The 18,428-nt window shown below is 64.8% G+C and carries 18 protein-coding genes; 13 read left to right on the top strand and 5 right to left on the bottom strand.

Features of this window, described 5'->3' with window-relative positions; all coding sequences use genetic code 11:
- The first annotated feature begins 93 nt into the window (after positions 1–93).
- Positions 94–870: a phosphate ABC transporter ATP-binding protein PstB gene (pstB, locus tag J2D77_RS06090; RefSeq protein ID WP_207845673.1), complete on the top strand. Its 777-nt coding sequence runs from the start codon at positions 94–96 to the stop codon at positions 868–870.
- Between the two features lie 40 nt (positions 871–910).
- Positions 911–1,630: a phosphate signaling complex protein PhoU gene (gene phoU, locus J2D77_RS06095; protein ID WP_207845389.1), complete on the top strand. Its 720-nt coding sequence runs from the start codon at positions 911–913 to the stop codon at positions 1,628–1,630.
- Between the two features lie 151 nt (positions 1,631–1,781).
- Here phoU and J2D77_RS06100 read toward each other — a convergent pair whose 3' ends face one another.
- Positions 1,782–2,702 carry an SDR family oxidoreductase gene (locus J2D77_RS06100; protein ID WP_207845390.1) on the bottom strand — a complete coding sequence of 307 codons (921 nt, stop codon included), beginning with the start codon at positions 2,700–2,702 and terminating at the stop codon, positions 1,782–1,784.
- Positions 2,692–4,173 carry a hypothetical protein gene (locus tag J2D77_RS06105; RefSeq protein WP_207845391.1) on the bottom strand — a complete coding sequence of 494 codons (1,482 nt, stop codon included), beginning with the start codon at positions 4,171–4,173 and terminating at the stop codon, positions 2,692–2,694. The genes J2D77_RS06100 and J2D77_RS06105 overlap by 11 nt, the downstream gene beginning before the upstream one ends.
- A gap of 201 nt (positions 4,174–4,374) precedes the next feature.
- Here J2D77_RS06105 and rplM point away from each other — a divergent pair, with 201 nt between their 5' ends.
- Together rplM and rpsI are read left to right on the top strand one after the other, a co-directional pair.
- A complete protein-coding gene (gene rplM, locus J2D77_RS06110) occupies positions 4,375–4,851 on the top strand; it encodes a 50S ribosomal protein L13 (RefSeq protein WP_207845392.1) in 477 nt (158 codons plus the stop codon).
- A 5-nt stretch (positions 4,852–4,856) separates the two neighbouring features.
- On the top strand, positions 4,857–5,345 hold the full coding sequence (gene rpsI / locus J2D77_RS06115) for a 30S ribosomal protein S9 (protein WP_207845393.1): 489 nt from the start codon (positions 4,857–4,859) through the stop codon (positions 5,343–5,345).
- 280 nt (positions 5,346–5,625) lie between these two features.
- Here rpsI and J2D77_RS06120 read toward each other — a convergent pair whose 3' ends face one another.
- The gene (locus tag J2D77_RS06120) at positions 5,626–7,191 is read right to left on the bottom strand and encodes a S10 family peptidase (protein WP_407927092.1); all 1,566 of its coding nucleotides are present in this window, start codon (positions 7,189–7,191) and stop codon (positions 5,626–5,628) included.
- 342 nt (positions 7,192–7,533) lie between these two features.
- Here J2D77_RS06120 and J2D77_RS06125 point away from each other — a divergent pair, with 342 nt between their 5' ends.
- On the top strand, positions 7,534–7,926 hold the full coding sequence (locus J2D77_RS06125; RefSeq protein ID WP_207845394.1) for a hypothetical protein: 393 nt from the start codon (positions 7,534–7,536) through the stop codon (positions 7,924–7,926).
- Between the two features lie 155 nt (positions 7,927–8,081).
- Here the strand turns inward: J2D77_RS06125 and J2D77_RS06130 are convergent, their stop codons facing one another.
- Both J2D77_RS06130 and J2D77_RS06135 read right to left on the bottom strand, forming a co-directional pair.
- Positions 8,082–10,001: a DEAD/DEAH box helicase gene (locus J2D77_RS06130; protein ID WP_207845395.1), complete on the bottom strand. Its 1,920-nt coding sequence runs from the start codon at positions 9,999–10,001 to the stop codon at positions 8,082–8,084.
- Between the two features lie 219 nt (positions 10,002–10,220).
- Positions 10,221–12,071 carry a hypothetical protein gene (locus tag J2D77_RS06135; RefSeq protein WP_331000083.1) on the bottom strand — a complete coding sequence of 617 codons (1,851 nt, stop codon included), beginning with the start codon at positions 12,069–12,071 and terminating at the stop codon, positions 10,221–10,223.
- A gap of 430 nt (positions 12,072–12,501) precedes the next feature.
- Between J2D77_RS06135 and dapF the strand changes: the two genes are divergently transcribed.
- The 8 genes from dapF to J2D77_RS06175 all read left to right on the top strand — a co-directional run bounded on the left by dapF (position 12,502) and on the right by J2D77_RS06175 (position 18,412).
- Positions 12,502–13,314: a diaminopimelate epimerase gene (gene dapF / locus J2D77_RS06140; RefSeq protein WP_207845397.1), complete on the top strand. Its 813-nt coding sequence runs from the start codon at positions 12,502–12,504 to the stop codon at positions 13,312–13,314.
- Positions 13,311–14,744 (top strand): tRNA (N(6)-L-threonylcarbamoyladenosine(37)-C(2))-methylthiotransferase MtaB, encoded by a 1,434-nt coding sequence (gene mtaB, locus J2D77_RS06145; RefSeq protein ID WP_269142519.1) that lies wholly within the window; start codon positions 13,311–13,313, stop codon positions 14,742–14,744. Before dapF ends, mtaB begins: the two co-directional genes overlap by 4 nt.
- A 1-nt stretch (position 14,745) precedes the next feature.
- Positions 14,746–15,684, top strand: coding sequence for a signal recognition particle-docking protein FtsY (gene ftsY, locus J2D77_RS06150; RefSeq protein WP_207845398.1), 939 nt, complete (start codon positions 14,746–14,748; stop codon positions 15,682–15,684).
- Between the two features lie 158 nt (positions 15,685–15,842).
- Positions 15,843–16,145 (top strand): AtpZ/AtpI family protein, encoded by a 303-nt coding sequence (locus J2D77_RS06155; RefSeq protein WP_207845399.1) that lies wholly within the window; start codon positions 15,843–15,845, stop codon positions 16,143–16,145.
- 51 nt (positions 16,146–16,196) lie between these two features.
- Positions 16,197–16,946 (top strand): F0F1 ATP synthase subunit A, encoded by a 750-nt coding sequence (locus tag J2D77_RS06160; protein WP_207845400.1) that lies wholly within the window; start codon positions 16,197–16,199, stop codon positions 16,944–16,946.
- A 55-nt stretch (positions 16,947–17,001) separates the two neighbouring features.
- The gene (locus J2D77_RS06165) at positions 17,002–17,226 is read left to right on the top strand and encodes an ATP synthase subunit C family protein (RefSeq protein ID WP_003624142.1); all 225 of its coding nucleotides are present in this window, start codon (positions 17,002–17,004) and stop codon (positions 17,224–17,226) included.
- 40 nt (positions 17,227–17,266) lie between these two features.
- Positions 17,267–17,857, top strand: coding sequence for a F0F1 ATP synthase subunit B family protein (locus J2D77_RS06170; protein WP_207845676.1), 591 nt, complete (start codon positions 17,267–17,269; stop codon positions 17,855–17,857).
- A 60-nt stretch (positions 17,858–17,917) separates the two neighbouring features.
- On the top strand, positions 17,918–18,412 hold the full coding sequence (locus J2D77_RS06175; RefSeq protein ID WP_207845677.1) for a F0F1 ATP synthase subunit B family protein: 495 nt from the start codon (positions 17,918–17,920) through the stop codon (positions 18,410–18,412).
- Positions 18,413–18,428: the final 16 nt, after the last annotated feature.

Here is an 18,428-nt window from a genome sequence, read left to right on the forward strand (position 1 = left end):
GTCCAGACCGGACCGACAACCCAGGCCGCCCCCGGCCCAGCCCTGACCGAAGGTGGAAACAGAGCCATGGCCAGCACCGCCCCCGACAGCCTGATGACCCCTGCGGACCGCCAGGCGCCGACCGCGATCGCCGTGCGGGACCTGAATTTCTATTACGGCACGTCGCACGCGCTGCACGATATCTCGCTCGCTTTTCCCGCGCGCAGTGTCACGGGCATGATCGGGCCTTCGGGCTGCGGCAAGTCCACCCTGCTGCGCGTGCTCAACCGGATGTACGACCTCTACCCCGGCCAGCGCGCCACGGGGGAGGTGATCTTCGACAACCAGAATATCCTGGCCCCGGGCATAGATGTGAACGTGCTGCGTTCACGCGTGGGCATGGTGTTCCAGAAGCCCACGCCTTTTCCCATGTCGATCTACGACAACATCGCGTTTGGCATCCGGCTGCATGAACGTGTCTCCCGCTCGGAAATGGATGGCCGGGTAGAGGACGCCTTGCGTCGCGTCGCCCTGTGGGCGGAGGTCCAGGACCGGCTGAACAGCTCGGCCACGGCCCTTTCGGGCGGGCAGCAGCAGCGCCTGTGCATTGCCCGCACCATTGCCGTGCGGCCGGAAGTGATTTTGCTCGACGAACCCACAAGTGCGCTCGACCCGGTTTCCACCGCCCGGATCGAGGAACTGCTCGACGAGCTGAAAACCGAATTCACCATCGCCATCGTCACCCACAACATGCAGCAGGCCGCCCGCTGCGCCGATCAGGTGGCGTTCTTCTACATGGGCCGCCTGGTGGAAGTGGACAGCACCCCGCGCATGTTCACCGCCCCCAAGGAAAAGCAGACGCAGGACTATATTACAGGCCGGTTTGGCTAAGCATCGTCACCGTCTCGGACCAGCCAGGAAAGGCAGCGCCATGGGCAACGAACCCGCACACACCATTACCCGTTACGACCAGGAACTGGAAAGCCTGCGCGGCATTGTCGCCCGCATGGGCGGGCTGGTGGAACGCCAGACCGCCCAAGCCGTCGCCGCCGTGGTGGACCAGAACGAGGACGCCGCACGCGAACCCCCGATGCTGGACCCCGAGGTGGACACGCTGGAACGCGAAGCCGAACAGCTTGCCATCCGTATCCTGGCCCTGCGCGCGCCCATGGCGGTGGATCTGCGCCAGATCGTGGCGGTGCTGAAAATGAGCGGCGACCTGGAGCGGATCGGGGATTACGCATCTTCCATCGCCCGTCGCGCCCTGAAGGTGGAACCGCTCGACGGCGCGCTGTCCTTTTCAGCCTTGCGCGCCATGGGCCGCTTGGTGCAGGAAAACCTGCACCGCGCGGTGGAGGCCATGGTCGAGAACGACGCCGAGCGCGCCAAGGAAGTCTGGAACGCAGATACGGCGGTGGATGAGCTTTACACCACCATGTTCCGTGAACTGGTCACCTACATGATGGAGGACCCGCGCAATATCGGCCCGTGCATCCATCTGCTGTTCGTGGCCAAGAACCTGGAGCGGATCGGAGACCACGCCACCAACATTGCCGAGCGTGTCTATTACGCCGTTACGGGGGAAATGCTGCCCTCCGAACGCCCGCGTGGCGGGGAAGCGGCCAAAAAGCCTGCATCCCAGGGGGAATAGGGGCGCGGGCTCTGGTGGCCGCTGGTTCAGTGCAATGCATTGACAAAAAAGGATAAAAAGTTTTTGGGTGTCGCCTTTTTTCAAAAAGGCGGCATCTTTCTGAAGCTTTTTGAAAAAAGCTTCACCAAAAACTTTTATGACTTTGCTGGCTCTATCGGGACTGAAAAGTCCGGGCCAGGCCGTCTTCCAGCCCGATCGGGGTAATGCCCAGGCTCTCGCGCATCGGGGCGATATCGAACGCCTTGTCTTCCATCAGGCGGCGTATTTCATCCGCCCCGATCCGGGGCAGGAAAGGGATGAACGGGGTTACGCGCGCGGCCAGTTGCAGCAGGGCTACGGGCAGGCTGACAAACGGCCGGGGCCGCAGCCCGGCGGCCTGGCCGACCAGCGTTACGAACTGCTTGTAGGACACCGCATCCCGCCCCGCGATCACGATGGAGCGCGGGCCGGACCAGGGCGCGTTCAGTGCGGCCAGAACACACGCCGTCACGTCACCCTGCCAGATAGGCTGCACCAGCGCCCTGCCGCCACCAGGCAGGGGTACCACCGGCAGCCAGCGCAGCAGGGCGGCCAGACGCTGCACGTTGTTTTCGCCCTGCGCGCCGTAAATCATGCTCGGGTGCAAGATGGCGCCCGGTCGCCCGGATTCCAGCAAGGCCCGTTCCCCCAGCAGAACCCCGTTGCCATGGGCATCGGGCCAGCGGGTGAACTTGCGGGTGCTGCCCAGCCCGATCAGGCGGGCATGGGCGGGGGCCGCCTTCAGTACGGCGGGAATATGTCGCGCATGGGCCGTGCAGATGATCCGGCTCGCATCGGCCAGGGCTGCCTGCAAGGCCGCTTGCGGGCCTGTCAGATCCGCCACCCGCACCTGCGCGACGGGGGCGCCCGCGCCAGCAGATCCAGTGCCAGGTCCGTTGGCGGCCAGGCGGGCGGCATTACGCACCACGGCCACCACCGGCGTGCCTTGGGCCGCAAGGGCTGCGCATATCGCCCGGCCTGACCGCCCCGAAGCCCCGATGACATGCACGGGGGCTGCGGAACCGCCCCCTGCGGTGTCACGATCAGCGGACACTCAGCCCGATCCGCTCGGCCATCTCGGGTGTGGTGCCCACGGCCCCAATGGCTGCGATAACGCCAAAGAGCGGCAAAGGCTGGGGCGGGTGCACGTCCAGCTCAAGCGGTCCGTTCTCGGGATGGGTGAGAAAATCCACGATATGGTCCAGCGCCGTAGGGGGCTGCGGCGCGGCGGGGGTGGCTTGCGGCACATCGGCAGGCGGCGGGGCGGGAAGGGCGGCATGCCTGCCTTTCTTCCCCTTGCGCCCTTTTGCCGGTTCGGGGGCCGGTGGTGGCGGGGCCGGGGCTGCCGCCTGCGGGGCCGGGCCGCGCAGGCTGGCCAGAACAGCCTGCACCGTTGTCCCTTGTGCGGTGGCGATGGCCTGCAACGCCTTGGGCACAAGCCCGTGGTCCACATAGGTCAGGGTCAGGGCAATGACCTGCATATCCGGGCTGGCGCTTGTCAGCACCGAGGTGGAGGAGGCCTGCGAAAAATCGCCATGCAGGTGCATATGGCCCATGTCCGGCGAATCGAGGCTCAGCTCATCCACATGCAGGCCGCCGGTCTTGAGGTCATGCGTGTCGTTCAGCACCAGCGCCCCATGGAAATGGTCATAGCCCAGCAGCGTCAGCCAGCCCAGGTTGGGAATGCTCGGCCACAGTTCCAGCCCCTGCGCGCTGGAAACTTCGGTTTCCGCCGTGGCGGTGCGGTTGGCATGCGAAAGCAGGTGCTCGATCCTGAGCAGCGGTGTGGGGCCGCTGATGGCAAGCTGGCGGATATCGATATCGCGCCCGCCGGTCAGGGGGGTGTAGGGCGTACCGTCGGACAGGTTGCGATACAGCCCCGCCAGGTCCACGCCGTCCACCGTAATGGTTTTTGCCGTGACATGGCGCGATGCCGCATCGTCCGTTGCCAGGGCCACGTTATCGGCCTGCAGGTGTGAGAACTCGCCCGCGCCGAAATCCGTCATGGTGAGGGTTGTCGCGGAAATATCGGATTGCAGGCTGCTGACAAACCCATGCAGCCTGCTGGCCTGCGCCTTGCCGATGCTGATGGACTGCGCGGCCGCGGCCTGGGGTCCGTCATAGGTGCTGCCATCGGTCATGCGCGCGGGCAGGATCACGTTGTCCATGTCCAGCCTGTCCAGGCGCAGGCTGCCCGACGGATCGGCCAACTGGAAATTGCGAAAGCTCAGGTGCCGGATATGCGAAGCACCGTCCTCGTTCGTGTCGGGCTTGGTCAGTTCGGCCGTGTCGGCCGTTATGGTTTCAGGCCCCTGGCGGAACACAAGGTTCGTGAATTCCAGGCTGCGGCCCAGCAGGCCGGGGCGCGCCTTGGCGTAGGTCAGCGAGGCATCGGGCCCCAGCGCTTCCTTGAAATGGGCAAGCCCGGTATCGAGCATGACATGTTCGGCATGGCGCGTGCCCAGCCAGCCAATGCCGCCCAGAAGCCCGATGCCGCACACCATGAAAAGGACGTTTTTTTTCAACCCACGAGGATCCTGCTGTTCAGCCTTCGTACAAGCTTTAGTGCATGGCCGATGCGCAGGCAAGCGGCGATGCGGTAATATGTTACCTGACAAAAATAGCCAGAAAATAACGCCCATAACGGCAAAAGTGCTTGACTGGGACCATCGCGCGCAGCATAACGCGCCATCAATTACGTAACTGTCCTAAATGGAATCAGTCTCATGAAGACCACCCTCTCGCTGAAACCCGCGGAGGTGACGAAGAACTGGATCCTGATCGATGCCGAAGGCCTCGCTCTTGGTCGTCTTGCTGTCATCATCGCCCAGCGCCTGCGCGGCAAGCACAAGCCCCAGTTTACTCCGCATGTCGATTGCGGCGACCATGTCGTCGTCATCAATGCCGAGAAAGTGGCGCTGAGCGGCCGCAAGGCCGAGCAGAAGCTGTTTCACTACCACACCGGCTATGCTGGCGGTATCAAGACCCGCACCGTCAGGCAGCGGCTTGAAGGCAACCAGCCCGGTCACCTGGTCGAAAAAGCTGTCGAGCGCATGATCACGCGCGGCCCGCTCCAGCGCCAGCAGATGCGCAACCTGCATGTCTATGCCGGTGGCGAACATCCGCATGGCGGCCAGAATCCACAGATGCTCGATGTTGCGGCCATGAACCGCAAGAACGTCGTTAACGCGCAGAAGGGCTGAGTACCATGTCTGAAACTCAGGAACGTACAGGCACCCTGGCCGATCTGAAGACCGTGGCCCCGGTGGTTTCCGCCGATGCCCCGGTTTACGAAGCCAAGCGCGACGCGCAGGGCCGCTCCTATGCCACGGGTCGCCGCAAGGACGCGGTTGCCCGCGTCTGGATCAAGCCGGGCAAGGGCGAGATCACGGTCAACGGCCGTCCTGTCGTGCAGTATTTCGCGCGCCCCGTGCTGCGCATGCTGCTGACCCAGCCCTTCCTCGTCTCCGATCGTTACAACCAGTTCGACGTGGTCTGCACCGTGACCGGTGGCGGTCTGTCCGGCCAGGCCGGCGCAGTGCGCCACGGGATCAGCCGCGCGCTGACCTATTACGAACCGGAACTGCGCAGCATTCTCAAGGCTGCCGGCTTCCTGACGCGTGATTCCCGTCAGGTCGAACGTAAGAAATACGGTCGCGCTAAGGCTCGTCGTTCCTTCCAGTTCAGCAAGCGCTGATCTGCAGGAATACGCAATGCCGTTCAGAAAAGGGCGGGGGAGCGATGCTCCCCCGCCCTTTTCGTATGTGCCCTTTTTGATCCCGATCCCCACCTTCGCCGATCCGTGGCAACCTTCCGGTATGTCCCAGGGAACGTTGCCAGGGTTCGAGCACAACCTCCGAAAACAACCGGGTTTCCAAAGGGCGATTGCCCTTTGGTGGGTCAAGGGCAAAGCCTCTGAAAGCTGCCCGCAACCTCACCTTCCTGCCTGCCGACGGGCGCGGCAGCAGCAGGCGGCATCAGGGGGCCAGGAACGCCTTGACGTCCTGCGCCATGGCGGTGCGGCTGTCGGGGCGGGTGTAGAGCATGTGCCCACCCGGATAGACATGCAGCCCGATGCGGTTACGCCCGACGGGAATATGCTCCACCACCCAGCGTGACGATGCATAGGGGCAGACCAGGTCGTAATAGCCATTGGCGATGAAGACCCGCAGCGTGGGGTTCAGGGCCAGCAGGCGGCGCAGGGTGGGAATGGGGCGCACGATGGGGTTGTCGCCTTCGCGGTAATCCCAGGCGGTGTTCACCTTCATGTTCAGCAGGCTGTAGCTGAGTTCGGTGCGGAAGTTCAGCTCGGTTGCCGCGTAATGCTGCATGGCGCTGCCATAGGCGCGGGTAAAGCCGTCCAGCACCGCGTCGGGGCTTGCGCCGTTGTCCACCCCTTCGGGGAACGGATCGGCTATGGACAGGGTCGCGTCATACAGCGAATACAGCCGCCCGTCGCGGCTGCGCACGTCATGGGCTTCGGGCTGGAGCCTGCCGCGTTCACGGACGACCACATCACGCGGCAGGCCGGTGCGGGCGGTGACATCGTCGTAGAAATCGTTTGCTGCGTCGCCCGTGGGCTCCCGGCCGACCAGCGTGCTCAGATAGGGGCCCAGCGCGTAGGTATACGCGTCCTCCTGGTGGGTGGGGGCGTTTTCAAGCGTCAGCTTGTGTTGCAGGGCGAGCCCCGCCAGTTCGAAGGAGGGCAGCACGAAGGCCTGGGCCAGGACGTCGTTGGCGGTATCGAGCAGGGTCATGTCCAGTGCGGGCGAGATCATGACAAGCCCGTTCACCAGAATGTTCTGGTCTTCGGCCAGGGCGTTGGCCACTTCTATGGCGCGCAGGCCGCCATAGCTTTCGCCCACCAGGTAGCGCGGGGATTCCAGCCGCCCGTTGCTGCTGGCCCAGAGCTGGATGGCCTTGGCGAAGGCTTTGGCATCCTGCTTGACACCGTAGAACTGGTCCCTGGCCTTCTGCGGGTCGGTGGGGATCGACCAGCCGGTGCCCGGCGCATCCAGGAATACGAGGTCCGCTGCGGCCAGCCAGCTATCGGGGTTGGGCTGGAGCGTGGCATTCGCGCCGTCGGCCGGGTTGCCCGTGGGAAAAGTCAGCACCTCGGGCCCCGCCGCGCCCAGATGCAGGTAGGCGGTCGCGGCCCCCGGCCCGCCATTGAAGAAATAGGCCACGGGCCTGCGGGCTGCGGGCGCGCCGTCCTGCGTATAGGCGGTGTAGAAGATATGGGCCGTGGGTTTACCTGCCTCGTCCCGCAGGATCAGGGTTCCCGCCTTGGCGGTATAGGCGATCTTGTGGCCCCCGAATGTGCCGCTGTGGTGGGTCAGCGCGTCGGCTGGCAGCAGGGATGTGGGGTTCGTAACCGGGTCGGTGGCGGGCTTGGGAGGTTGCCGGGCTGTCTTTTCAGCAGCGCTGGTGGATGCCGCGGCCGGTATGTCGGCCCAGGCCTGCGTGGGCGCGAGGGCGGCAAAGGCTGCGAAAGGGGCCAGTGGTGCGACCGCAAGGGCCGTTGCCAGCACAGGTGCCCACATAGGTGCGAGCATGGATGCCCGCTGGGGTGCCGGTAGGGGTGACATCCGGGGCGCCCCCGCGCCGGGGCACGGGGTCTTCACGCGGCGATGGGGCAGGCGGGCCTTGGTGGGGTGGGGAAAATGCGGGCCGTGGTCTCTCATGAAAAAGAAGGGTCCTCTCCTTGCCGTCAGGCAGCCATGCCGTGCCTGCAACGGAGCCTGTGCTAAAAGAATGCAGACTAGTGGGGAACGTAACCACTTTTCGCCAAAATTGAATGGCTAAAGACAAAACGTGTCACAAACGTCCTGCTGTCTGCCCGGGTAAGATCTTTGGCCAGGGTGGGCCGGGAAAAAGGAAAACATATGCGATTTGTTCAGAGAATTGCAGCCCTGGTGCTGCCCGTGGCAGTTCTGGCGGGGGCGGCCACGGTGGCCCATGCCGATCCGTGCCTGTCCATCGGGTCCTGCGCGCAGGAAGGTGTCAGCAACCAGATCGGGGCGACCCGCAATGCCATTAGCCGCGATGGCGAGCAACTGACCTCGGGCGCCACGAACATGCGCCGGAACCTCAAGAATGGCGTGTCCTCGCGTATCGACGGTGCACGGGACTCCGCGACCAACCGCGTGAGCAATGCCGAAAACTCCGTCACGAACCGGGTGAACACGGCGGCCAATGCCCCGAAAAACGCAGTGAAAAAGGAACGCAACCGCCTGTCTTCGGACGTGCAGGACGCAACCACCCTGCCGCGTTTCTAACGGGCTGGGCGCAAGGCGGTCCTGTTCGGACTGCCGAATGCAATAAAAAACGGGCCGCGTGGATAATACCACCGCGGCCCGTTTTTTATGGATGGCGCTGTTCACCCTTCATGCCCTGGCGTGGTCCAGGCCACGGCAGGGGCCACGATAAGGCGTCAGTAAGCCTTGCGCTTGCGTGAAGATGCGCCGCTTTTCGCGGGTGCCCCACCGTGTTCGGAACGCGGCGCGCCCTTGCCACGGGGTTTTCCGGGCTTGCGTTCGGCATAAGGGGGGCGTCCGCCGCCGCCACCTGCTCCTTTATGGGGCGGCTTTGCGGGTTCGACGGTGATTTCATCCGCGTCGGCACCGGCGGCACAGCTTGCGAAACGGTCCGCCTTGTCCTGCGCGATTTCGACCAGCGTGTGGTCCGTGCCGATGCGGATACTGCCGATATCCTGCTTCCTGATCCCGCCAAGGCGGCACAGCATGGGCACCAGCCATTTTGGGTCTGCTCGGTCGGCCCGGCCGACCGACAGGCGGAACCAGCTTCCCGCCATGGGGGCGGCGCGATCGCGCGGCGTGTGTTCGCGCTCCCTCGGCCCGTCATGGGCCGCCCCACGGGTGGTGCGGCTGCCATCGGGGGTGATCACGCGCACGTTCACGGGTTCGGGCAGGCTGGCCTGCCACAGGCTGATCAGGGCGGTGGCAAGCTGTTCGGGCGTGCGGCTGGCCACAAGCCGCTGGACCAGGGCGGGCATGCCCGTGGCCGGGGTTCCCGCGGCGGGGGCGGACTGGGCCGTATCCACCACGGCTTTTTCAATGACCGGGGTTTCGGCCACCGGCGTGTCATTCGCCTGGCTTGCTGCTGTATCGGGGGTCGCATCGGCCCCGGTGCCCTCGGGCGTGCCAGTCTGGGGCACGGCCAGGAAGGGTGCATTCAGCAGGCGTTCGGCATCGGCCTGGGCAATGGCCTGCTTGCTGGGCGCACCACTCCATTCCGCCGTGACCTTGGCGGCCTGCAACAGGCGTTCGGCCATGCGGCGGCGCACGGGTGGCACCAGCAGCACGCAGGTTCCTTTGCGGCCTGCGCGCCCCGTGCGGCCGGAGCGGTGCAGAAGGGTCGCGGGGTTGGTGGGCAGGCTGGCATGGATCACCAGACCCAGATCGGGAATGTCGATCCCGCGGGCGGCAACGTCGGTTGCGACACACACGCGCGCCTGGCCGTGGCGCAGGCTTTCAATGGCGCGGCTGCGTTCGTTCTGGCCCAGATCGCCCGAAATCGCGACGGAGGAAAACCCCCGTTCGGTCAGGATGGCCTGAAGCTGGCGCACCGCTTCACGCGTGTGGCAGAACACGATGGCGGTGCGGGCTTCTTCCAGCCGCAGCACGTTGACGACAGCCCCGGCCATGTCCGGCGGGTCGGCCAGAACGGCGCGGTAGGTGATGTCGGCATGCGGGGTGTTGGCACCGATCGTGTCAACACGCAGCGCGTCATGCTGGTAACGCCGGGCCAGGCCCGCGATTTCGCGCGCGATGGTGGCGGAAAACAGCAGTGTGCGGCGGGTTTTGGGGGCCGCATCCAGCAGGGTTTCCAACTCGTCGCGAAAGCCCAGGTCGAGCATTTCGTCCGCTTCGTCCAGCACCACGGCCTTCAGGCCCGAAAGGTTCAGGTTGCCGCGCTTGAGATGGTCGCACAGCCGTCCGGGCGTGCCCACCACGATATGGCAGCCCGCCGAAAGGGCGCGGGCTTCCGTGCGGGGTTCCATGCCCCCCACGCAGGAGACGATGCGCGCCCCGGTCTTGGCATACAGCCAGTCCAGTTCGCTGCGGACCTGCAAGGCCAGTTCACGCGTGGGGGCGATCACCAGCGCCAGCGGTGCGCCGGGCGGGGGGCAGCGCCCCGTATCGTCCAGCAGTTCATCCGCCAGGGCCAGACCGAAGGCGACTGTCTTGCCCGACCCCGTTCGGGCCGAAACAAGCAGGTCACGCCCCAGGGCGTCATCTGCCAGAACGGCGGCCTGCACGGATGTGGGGGCGGTAAAACCGCGCGCAGCCAAGGCTTGTGCAAGCGGAGAGGGGGCTTTTTGAAAAGGCATTCGGTCAGGTCCAGGCAACAGGAAGAGAACACGGATTATAGACTCCGGCCCCGAAAGGCCAGCATCTTGTCTGCCCGGCGTGTTTTTATTCCCCTGTGTCTCTTTTGCGTATTCCGCCCGTCTTCCCTCTGTCCCGTGCTTTTGCGGCCTCGCGCAGGTGCGGCTTATAACCTTGTTGTGTGGGCGTCCTTATCACCCGTCCGGCCCCGGTGTGCGGGCTTACTGGAACGGCAGGTAGCGGAAGTCCATGAACACTTCGCTCAGGCTGGTGTCGGGTGCGCCACCCTGGCCGGACCATGCGCTCCGGCGGGAATAGGCCAGCTGCACGCCTGCTTCCATGGTGCCGTAGCGCCCGTGGAAGAAGCGGTACCATGCCCCGGCCGTGGCCTCCATCACGCTGCGCGTATTGCCCGTGCAGGTGGAGGCATCGGACAGTTCGATACCGCAGCCGGCATTGTTATAGGCCGGGTTGCCGTAGCCGTAATTGGCCCCGTTGGCGGAGAAATAGCTGCGTCCCGCTGCCTGGTAGCCGAAGAAACCATAGACATCGAGCAGCGGATTGGGGTGGGCGACAATCCCCCCCGTGCCTTGGATGGAGGGCAGGGGGGCGGGTTCGCCCTGGGCGTTCAGCGTGGCGTCGGGCAGCAGGACGGAGCCATAGCGCCCGATACCCACCCCGGCCAGACCCGCCAGGCGCAGTTCCACCTTGTGCGGCACCACGGGCAGGACCATGGAGCCACCGCCTCCACCGGCGATGGAGGTATTGTTGTGGCCGCTGCCCAGTGTGGCTACGCGGTCATGCGGGAAGTGCAGGATGCCTTCGATCTCGTAATGGCCCCAATGGGGGTCCCATGCGATCTTGCCGATGATATCGGGCGCGATCTCGTTGGAGAACGGGGCGGAATTGGTCAGGCCCGTGCCATTGGTGGAAATGGTGGCGATCTTGCCGTTGGGCAGGGTGACGGCGCCGCTGTTATCGGTAAAGCCCGTCGTGTCGTACAATGTTGCCGAGTTCTCGATCGACAGGCCCGCCCACAGCCGGTGCTGGAGGAAGTCCTTGACGAAGCGGAACTGCAACTGCCGGGTCCAGGTCTGCCCGGCCAGCATGGAGGATTCAATGGTTTCGGGCAGGCTTTCCTGGCGCGGCGTAATGCCGATACGCCCGGGCGTAAGCATGCTCCACGCCTGGCCCGCCAGGAAATGGAAGTCCAGGTCGGAATTGTCATAGGCCAGATAGGCCTGGCGCATGCGGAACGCGTAGCTGTTGCTTTCATACGCATCGGTCGTGGCGGCACCGGCCCCGAAATCCATTTCGAAAAAGCCCGAAATGGTGGAATGCGCATCCACATTGCCGCGCGCCATCAGGGAAAGGCGGCTGTAACGCGCGCTGCCTTCGAAATTGTCTGTGTGGTAGCGCGATTCATTGCGGTAGGGGATATCCTGCCAGAAATTGAACGTGCCGGTGGCGGTGTGGCGGTTTTCCTCCACGGCGGCGGCGTCCAGGTAGCCACCAAGGATAAGCGTGATGGGCCCGAGGCGGAACACGCCGTGATCGCCCAGCGCACCCGCCGCCTGCGCACCCGCCGTCTCGCGCCCGTGGGGGCCTACGCTGTTATCCGCCAGGCGGGCCACGACGTCTTCCGCCCTGTGGCCAACCACCGATTCCACATCCGGCGTATCGTGCGCGCCAGAAAAGACCGGCTGCGCGTCCGGGCCGGTGGCGCGGTGGTGGTTCAGGGCGGTGGCCATGCCATGGGGGTGGCTGGGCATGGCAAGGCCCGGCCCTTCCTCATGGGGGGATTCCACTTCCGCCTCCTCGCGCACGCCGTGCAGCATGCTGGCATGCGCGCTGGCGATGTGGTGGCTGCTAACCCCGCCCCCGTGTTCCGCGCTTGTCTCGGCGCCACCGGCGGCGCGCCGGGCCGCGATCTGCTTTTGCACGCTGACCAGCGCCTTTTGCAGTTCCCGCTGTTCGGCCTGGATATGGGCGATCTGTTCTTCCAGCGCGTCAAGATCGGCCGCATGCGCGGCGCGGGGAAGCACGCTGCCCGTGATCAAGCCGGTGATCATGCCCGTGGCGATGACCGTGCCGGCGAACAGGCCGGCTTTGATGCGAACCCCCATGGCGGGGGAAGGGGCGGGGAAAAGGTGCATGCGCTCTTGTTCAAGTATAGGGACGGGGAAAACCTATTGGGTTTGAAGCATTTTCACCGGGCCTTCGTAAAGGCGTCGGGGTTTAAAAAATAATTTTAGAAAAACCCGCCTATTTTATGGCGCTCTGCAAGATTAAATATTTCTTCATGCCAGCCCGACGCCTGTCGCCAACCTTGTCATCCGGGTGATGGGCGCGCATGACAGGATGGCTGCGCGTATTGTCCTTGCGCTTGACCATGGCGTTGCCGTGTGAGGTGCCCGCACGCGCTGCGTGGTGGGGACAGGCATGACCGTGCCGTGGTATAGAGCATGGCGTTAAGGCGCGATTTCGCTTATAACACGCCCAATGCCGACATTTTTTTACAAAATGCACGGGCTGGGGAACGATTTTGTCATATTTGACGAACGTCCCGGCCCCCTGCCGCTTACCCCCGCCCGCATTGCCGCCCTGGCAGAGCGCAGGCGCGGTATTGGCTGCGACCAGCTTGTCACCCTCAGCCCCGCCACGCGGGCGGGGGCGGATGCGTTCGTGCGGTTCTTCAACCCCGACGGGTCGGAGGCCGGGGCCTGCGGCAATGCCTCGCGCTGCGTGGCGGACCTGCTGTGGCGCGCCAGCGGCAATGCGCATCCGGTGTTGCAGACACTCGCGGGCCTGCTGCCCGCCACCATCAACGCGCCGGGCCTGGTCACGGTGGATATGGGCATTCCCCGGCTGGGCTGGCAGGACGTGCCCCTGGCCGCACCCGCCGATACGCTGCACCTGCCCCTGCCGGGCGATCCCGCGGCTTTGTCCATGGGCAACCCGCATGCGACGTTTTTCGTGCCCGATTTCGCCATGCTGGGCGAAGGAGAGGGGCTGGAGCACGCGCCCCTGTTCCCGCAGCGGGCCAATATCGGCTTTGCCATCATGCAGGGGCCTGCCCGCATGCGCCTGAAAGTGCATGAACGCGGGGCAGGCGTGACCGAAGCCTGCGGTTCGGGGGCCTGTGCCGCCGTGGTCAACGCCGTGCGCCGAGGCCTGGCCGAACGTGTGTGCGACGTGGAACTGGATGGCGGCATGCTGCGTATCGAATGGACGCAGGACGATCATGTGCTCATGACCGGCCCCGCCGCCACCGCATATGAAGGGACGGTGGATCTCACCGCGTATCCGTCATGACCGACACCGCATACGCACCCACCGCCATGCCCGGCCCGGCCAGCGCCCTGTCCGGTGCCGCCGCTCCCCCACGCGTGGCCCATCCCGCGCCGGAGCTTGCCCCGCAGAGCGCATCAGGCCCCGCGCTTGCGGATCGGCCTGCCCAGGTGGAGGATGCGCAATGTCCGGCCCCGGTCGCCCCATCAGGCCCCGTGCCCGAAATCCTGACCTTCGGCTGCCGCCTGAACACGTGGGAAAGCGAAGTCATGCGCAACCACGCGCAGGGGCTTGAGAACGTCATTATCGTCAACACCTGTGCTGTCACGGGGGAGGCGGAACGCCAGGCCCGCCAGGCCATACGCAGGGCCCATCGCAACAACCCCGATGCCCGTATTGTCGTGACCGGCTGCGCGGCGCAGATCGATCCCACCCGCTGGTCCGCCCTGCCCGGTGTCGCCCGCGTTCTGGGGAATGAGGAAAAGCTCAAGGCCGAAAGCTGGTCCCCCACCGCCCTGGCCGAACCGCTGGCGGTATCGGATATCATGGCGGCGCATGAAACGGCCGCGCATCTGGTGACCGAATTCGCCGGGCGCACGCGGGCCTTCGTGCAGGTGCAGCAGGGGTGCGATCATCGCTGCACGTTCTGCATCATCCCCTTCGGGCGCGGGCCGTCGCGCTCCGTGCCGGTGGGGGCGGTGGTCGAGCAGGTACGCGCCCTGGTGGCGTCTGGCTACCGCGAGGTCGTGCTGACCGGCGTGGACATGACATCCTGGGGGGCGGATTTGCCGGGTCGCCCCGCCCTGGGGCAGTTATGCCGCCGGGTGCTGCGTTTGGTGCCCGAGCTTGAGCGGCTGCGCCTGTCCTCGGTCGATCCGGTGGAGATCGATGAAGGGATCTGGCAGCTTCTGGAGACCGAGCCGCGCTTCATGCCTTACCTGCATCTGTCCTTGCAGGCGGGGGCGGACCTGATTCTCAAGCGCATGAAGCGCCGCCATCTGGTGGGCGACGCCCTGCGCGTTATCGAACGTGCACGCGCCCTGCGCCCCGATATCGGCATCGGCGCGGATGTGATCGCGGGCTTCCCCACCGAGGATGACGGATTGTTCGAGGAAACACGCCAGTTCCTGGCCGAGACGGCCTTGCCTTACCTGCATGTGTTTCCCTATAGCGAACGCCCCGGCACCCCGGCCGCGCGCATGCGTGCGGTGCCGGTGCCCGAACGCCGCGCCAGGGCCGCAAGCCTGCGCGCGGTGGGCGAGGCCTCGGCCGCGCGGTATTACGCATCTCTGCTGGGGCGGCCCCTGCATGTGCTGATGGAAACCGCAACCACGGGGCATAGTGAACAGTTCGCCCCCGTCCGTCTGGCCCAAGGCGAGGCAGGGGTGGGGGATATTGTCACCCTCGTGCCCGTGGGTGTGGATGCCACGGGCCTGGTGGCGGAAAGGATCTGAGATGGCGCTTGGTTTTTTCTCTCGTCTCAAACAGGGGCTGTCGCGTTCCACCCAGAAGCTCGGCGGCGGGCTGAGCGGCATGTTCACCCGCCGCCGCCTGGATGACGAGGCGCTGGAAGAACTCGAGGACCTGCTGATAACCGCCGATCTCGGCCCCGCCGTGGCCGAACGGGTGATCGAATCCTTCCGCCGCTCGCGCTTCGGCACCGAAGTGACGGATGACGAGATTCGCGCCACCCTGGCTGATGAGATCGCCCGGATTCTCGAACCCGTGGCCCAGCCTTTCGAGCCCGACCCCGCCCACAAGCCGCATGTGGTGCTGGTGGTGGGGGTCAACGGCGTGGGCAAGACCACCACCATCGGCAAGATGGCGCGGTTTTTTACCGAACAGGGCCGCAAGGTCATGCTGGTGGCGGGCGATACGTTCCGTGCCGCGGCAGTCGAGCAGCTCCAGATCTGGGGTGAGCGCACGCATTGCCCTGTCATAGCGGGCCCGCCCGGGGCCGATGCGGCGGGGCTGGCGTTCGAAGCGCTGACCCGGGCGCGGGCCGAAGGGGCGGAGCTTGTCTTCATGGATACGGCGGGGCGGCTGCACAACAAATCCGCCCTGATGGAAGAACTGGCCAAGATCATCCGCGTCATGCGCAAGTTCGATGAAACGGCCCCCCATTCCGTGCTGCTGGTGCTGGACGCCACCACCGGGCAGAACGCCATGGAGCAGGTGCGGGTGTTTCGCGAACTTGTGAATGTCACCGGGCTTGTGGTCACCAAGCTGGACGGCTCGGCCAAGGGCGGGATCGTGGTGGCGCTGGCCGATGCGTTCGGCCTGCCGGTGCATGCGGTGGGCGTGGGCGAACAGGCCGAGGACCTGCGTCCGTTCGATGCGCGCGATTATGCGCGTGGTCTGGTGGGCCTGGCCGATGCCCCCGTCGCCGGTTGAGCCTGCCTGCGGGTCGGGTATTGCGGCAACACAGGGCGGGTCATATGTCCCTAAGGCGGTGTGCTTGCGATATTTTGCTGCCCAGCCCCCTCATGCTTTCTTGACAGGATATGGCAGCCCCGTTAGCAAGCGCCTGCACCCCTTGGGAGGTGCGAGGAATGAGTAAGGAAAAAGACGAGTCCTTCGATGCCCGGCTGAAGGCGGCTGAACGCCGTAACGGCCTGGTGACCCAGGACACATCCACCAGTCCCGAGGCGGACGCCGACAAGCCCCTTGCCACGCTGGCGCTACGGGCGGGAACGGAAATGCTCTCGGCCCTGATCGTGGGTGTGGCCATAGGGTGGGGGCTGGATCACTGGCTGCATACCAGGGCCGTGTTCCTTATTCTCTTCGCGCTGCTGGGTGGCGGTGCTGGCGTGCTCAATGTCTGGCGGCTTGTCAGGCCGACGGACGAAACATAGGAAGCTAGGCCCGAAGACACGATTCGGGTGCAGGGTTTTAGGAGAGCGGTTGTGGCGGGCGGTTCCAGCATCAACGTACTTGAACAGTTTGAGCTTCATCCCGTTCTTGGCGGGCTGGGCGAAGCGCTGCGATTCAGCCAGTCTCCCCTGTACATGATCATCGCCGTCTGCCTGGTGCTGGCCTTCCTGTATTTCGGCATGCGTCCCGCCGCCGTCGTGCCCGGTCGCCTCCAGGCCGCGGCCGAGGTGTGCTACGAATTCATTCACAACATGGCGCTGGATACGATCGGGCCGGAAGGTGCGGCCTTCTTCCCGTTCGTCTTTACCCTGTTCTTCTTTATCCTGGCGGGTAATTATATCGGCCTGCTGCCGTTCTCCTTCACCTTCACCAGCCATATCGCGGTCACGCTGGCCCTGGCGCTGATGGTGTTCGCCCTGACGGTGGTGGTTTCGTTCAAGGTGCAGGGGCTGCGTTTCTTCGCGCATTTCATGCCTGCGGGGGCAAGCCCCTTCCTGGCGCCGCTGCTGATCCCGATCGAGATCCTGTCCTTTCTGTCCCGCCCTGTCAGCCTGTCCATTCGTTTGTTCGCAAACATGGTGGCCGGGCATGTCATGTTCGATATTTTCGCAAGCTTCGTCATCATGCTCGCCGGGTTCGGCGTCGTGGGCGACGTGTTTGCGATCGGGCCGATCGCCATCAACGTGGCGCTTATGGCTCTTGAGTTGCTAGTCGGTGTGTTGCAGGCCTATGTGTTTGCCATTCTGACGTGCATCTACCTGCGGGAGGCCGTGGCTCACTGAGGAGCTGCTTTGCCCGTTTCTTTTCAAACTGTCTTGAAACAAGGAAGTGACTGATATGGACATCGCTGCAGCCCGGGAAATCGGTGCAGGTATCGCCGTTATCGCCCTCGCCGGCGTTGGTATCGGCCTCGGCAACATCTTCTCCACGCTGGTCAGCAGCATCGCGCGCAATCCGGCTTCCCGCCCGCACGTGTTCGGTCTGGGCATGCTGGGCTTTGCCCTGACGGAAGCTATCGCGCTGTTCGCCCTGCTGATCGCGTTCCTGATCCTTTTCGTCTGAGAACGTCCAGGATTTAAGAGGAGACATTTCCGTGGGTGTCATGACTAGGACAGTGCGTACCGGGCTGCTGCTGACGGTTTGCGGCGTTTCCCTGCTGGCCGTTTCAGCGCCGGGTGCGTACGCCACGGGAATGCCTCAGCTTGATTTTGCCAACCCTCTGGTAACCGGTCAGGTTTTCTGGGGCGCAATTATCTTCCTGGTTTTCTACCTTGTGCTGAGCAAGGTCATGCTGCCGGGTGTGGCCCGGGTGCTGGAAGATCGCGGCCAGCGTATTTCCGGTGACCTGGAAATAGCCCGCTCGGCCAAGCACGACGCCGACAAGGCGGTGGCTGAACTGCAACAGGCCCGCAAGGATGCGATGGCCGAAGCGCAGGCGCATCTGAAAACCGTTCTGGAAGAAGAACACCGTGCGGCCGAGCAGCAGCTTGCGCAGATCAACGCCCGGCTGGATACAGAAATTGCCGACGCCGAAAAGCGCGTGGCCGACGAAAAGGCCCGTGCCGTTGGCGCGCTGAAAGACATCGCGGCGGAAACCACCCAGGCTCTCGTGCAGCGCCTGACGGGTGTTGTCCCCGATGCCCAGCTTGTTGCCCAGAGGGTTGAGACCGCCTGCGCGCCTCATACCATCTGATCCGACCCATCTGACCACCGCATTTGGCCGATTCCGGGGGAATTATTCGTCATGTCCGGCATTTTTCACGAAGCGGGTTTCTGGGTTGCTGTTTCGTTTGTCCTGTTTTTCGTCCTTGCGGGCAAGAAGCTGTGGACACCCATTGCAGCCATTCTGGACAACCGAGCGGAACTGATCCGCAAAGAGCTGGACGAGGCCGCCCGTCTGCGGCGCGAAGCCGAGCAGATGCTCGAGGACGCCACGCGTGAGCGTGAACAGGCTTTTGCCGAGGCACGCAGCCTTGTCGAGCAGTCCCGCCAGCAGGCGCAGGACATGGCGCTGAAAGCCAGGGCGGAAGCCGAAGCCGCGGTGGCCCGTCACGAACAGATGGCACGTGACCGCATTGCCGCCGTTGAACGCGCCGCCGTCAAGGAAGTGCGCCAGCTTGCGATCGATGCGGCGGTGGAAGCGGCACATGGCATTATTCCCCAGACCCTGGACGACAAGGGGGCTTCGGCCCTGATCGACCAGGCGCTGGCGGGCCTGCCTGCCGCCATGGCCCGCCAGATTGCCTGACCGGCCCTTGCTGGCC

This window comes from Acetobacter garciniae, from assembly GCF_017377735.1.
Classification (GTDB): domain Bacteria; phylum Pseudomonadota; class Alphaproteobacteria; order Acetobacterales; family Acetobacteraceae; genus Acetobacter; species Acetobacter garciniae.

Bases quoted from the DNA above. Each gene is read 5' to 3' on its own strand.
- pstB (WP_207845673.1), top strand. From the start codon at position 94: ATGACCCCTGCGGACCGCCAGGCGCCGACCGCGATCGCCGTGCGGGAC.
- phoU (WP_207845389.1), top strand. From the start codon at position 911: ATGGGCAACGAACCCGCACACACCATTACCCGTTACGACCAGGAACTG.
- rplM (WP_207845392.1), top strand. From the start codon at position 4,375: ATGAAGACCACCCTCTCGCTGAAACCCGCGGAGGTGACGAAGAACTGG.
- rpsI (WP_207845393.1), top strand. From the start codon at position 4,857: ATGTCTGAAACTCAGGAACGTACAGGCACCCTGGCCGATCTGAAGACC.
- J2D77_RS06120 (WP_407927092.1), bottom strand. From the start codon at position 7,191: ATGTGGGCACCTGTGCTGGCAACGGCCCTTGCGGTCGCACCACTGGCC.
- J2D77_RS06125 (WP_207845394.1), top strand. From the start codon at position 7,534: ATGCGATTTGTTCAGAGAATTGCAGCCCTGGTGCTGCCCGTGGCAGTT.
- J2D77_RS06130 (WP_207845395.1), bottom strand. From the start codon at position 10,001: ATGCCTTTTCAAAAAGCCCCCTCTCCGCTTGCACAAGCCTTGGCTGCG.
- J2D77_RS06135 (WP_331000083.1), bottom strand. From the start codon at position 12,071: ATGATCACCGGCTTGATCACGGGCAGCGTGCTTCCCCGCGCCGCGCAT.
- dapF (WP_207845397.1), top strand. From the start codon at position 12,502: ATGCCGACATTTTTTTACAAAATGCACGGGCTGGGGAACGATTTTGTC.
- mtaB (WP_269142519.1), top strand. From the start codon at position 13,311: ATGACCGACACCGCATACGCACCCACCGCCATGCCCGGCCCGGCCAGC.
- ftsY (WP_207845398.1), top strand. From the start codon at position 14,746: ATGGCGCTTGGTTTTTTCTCTCGTCTCAAACAGGGGCTGTCGCGTTCC.
- J2D77_RS06155 (WP_207845399.1), top strand. From the start codon at position 15,843: ATGAGTAAGGAAAAAGACGAGTCCTTCGATGCCCGGCTGAAGGCGGCT.
- J2D77_RS06165 (WP_003624142.1), top strand. From the start codon at position 17,002: ATGGACATCGCTGCAGCCCGGGAAATCGGTGCAGGTATCGCCGTTATC.
- J2D77_RS06170 (WP_207845676.1), top strand. From the start codon at position 17,267: ATGACTAGGACAGTGCGTACCGGGCTGCTGCTGACGGTTTGCGGCGTT.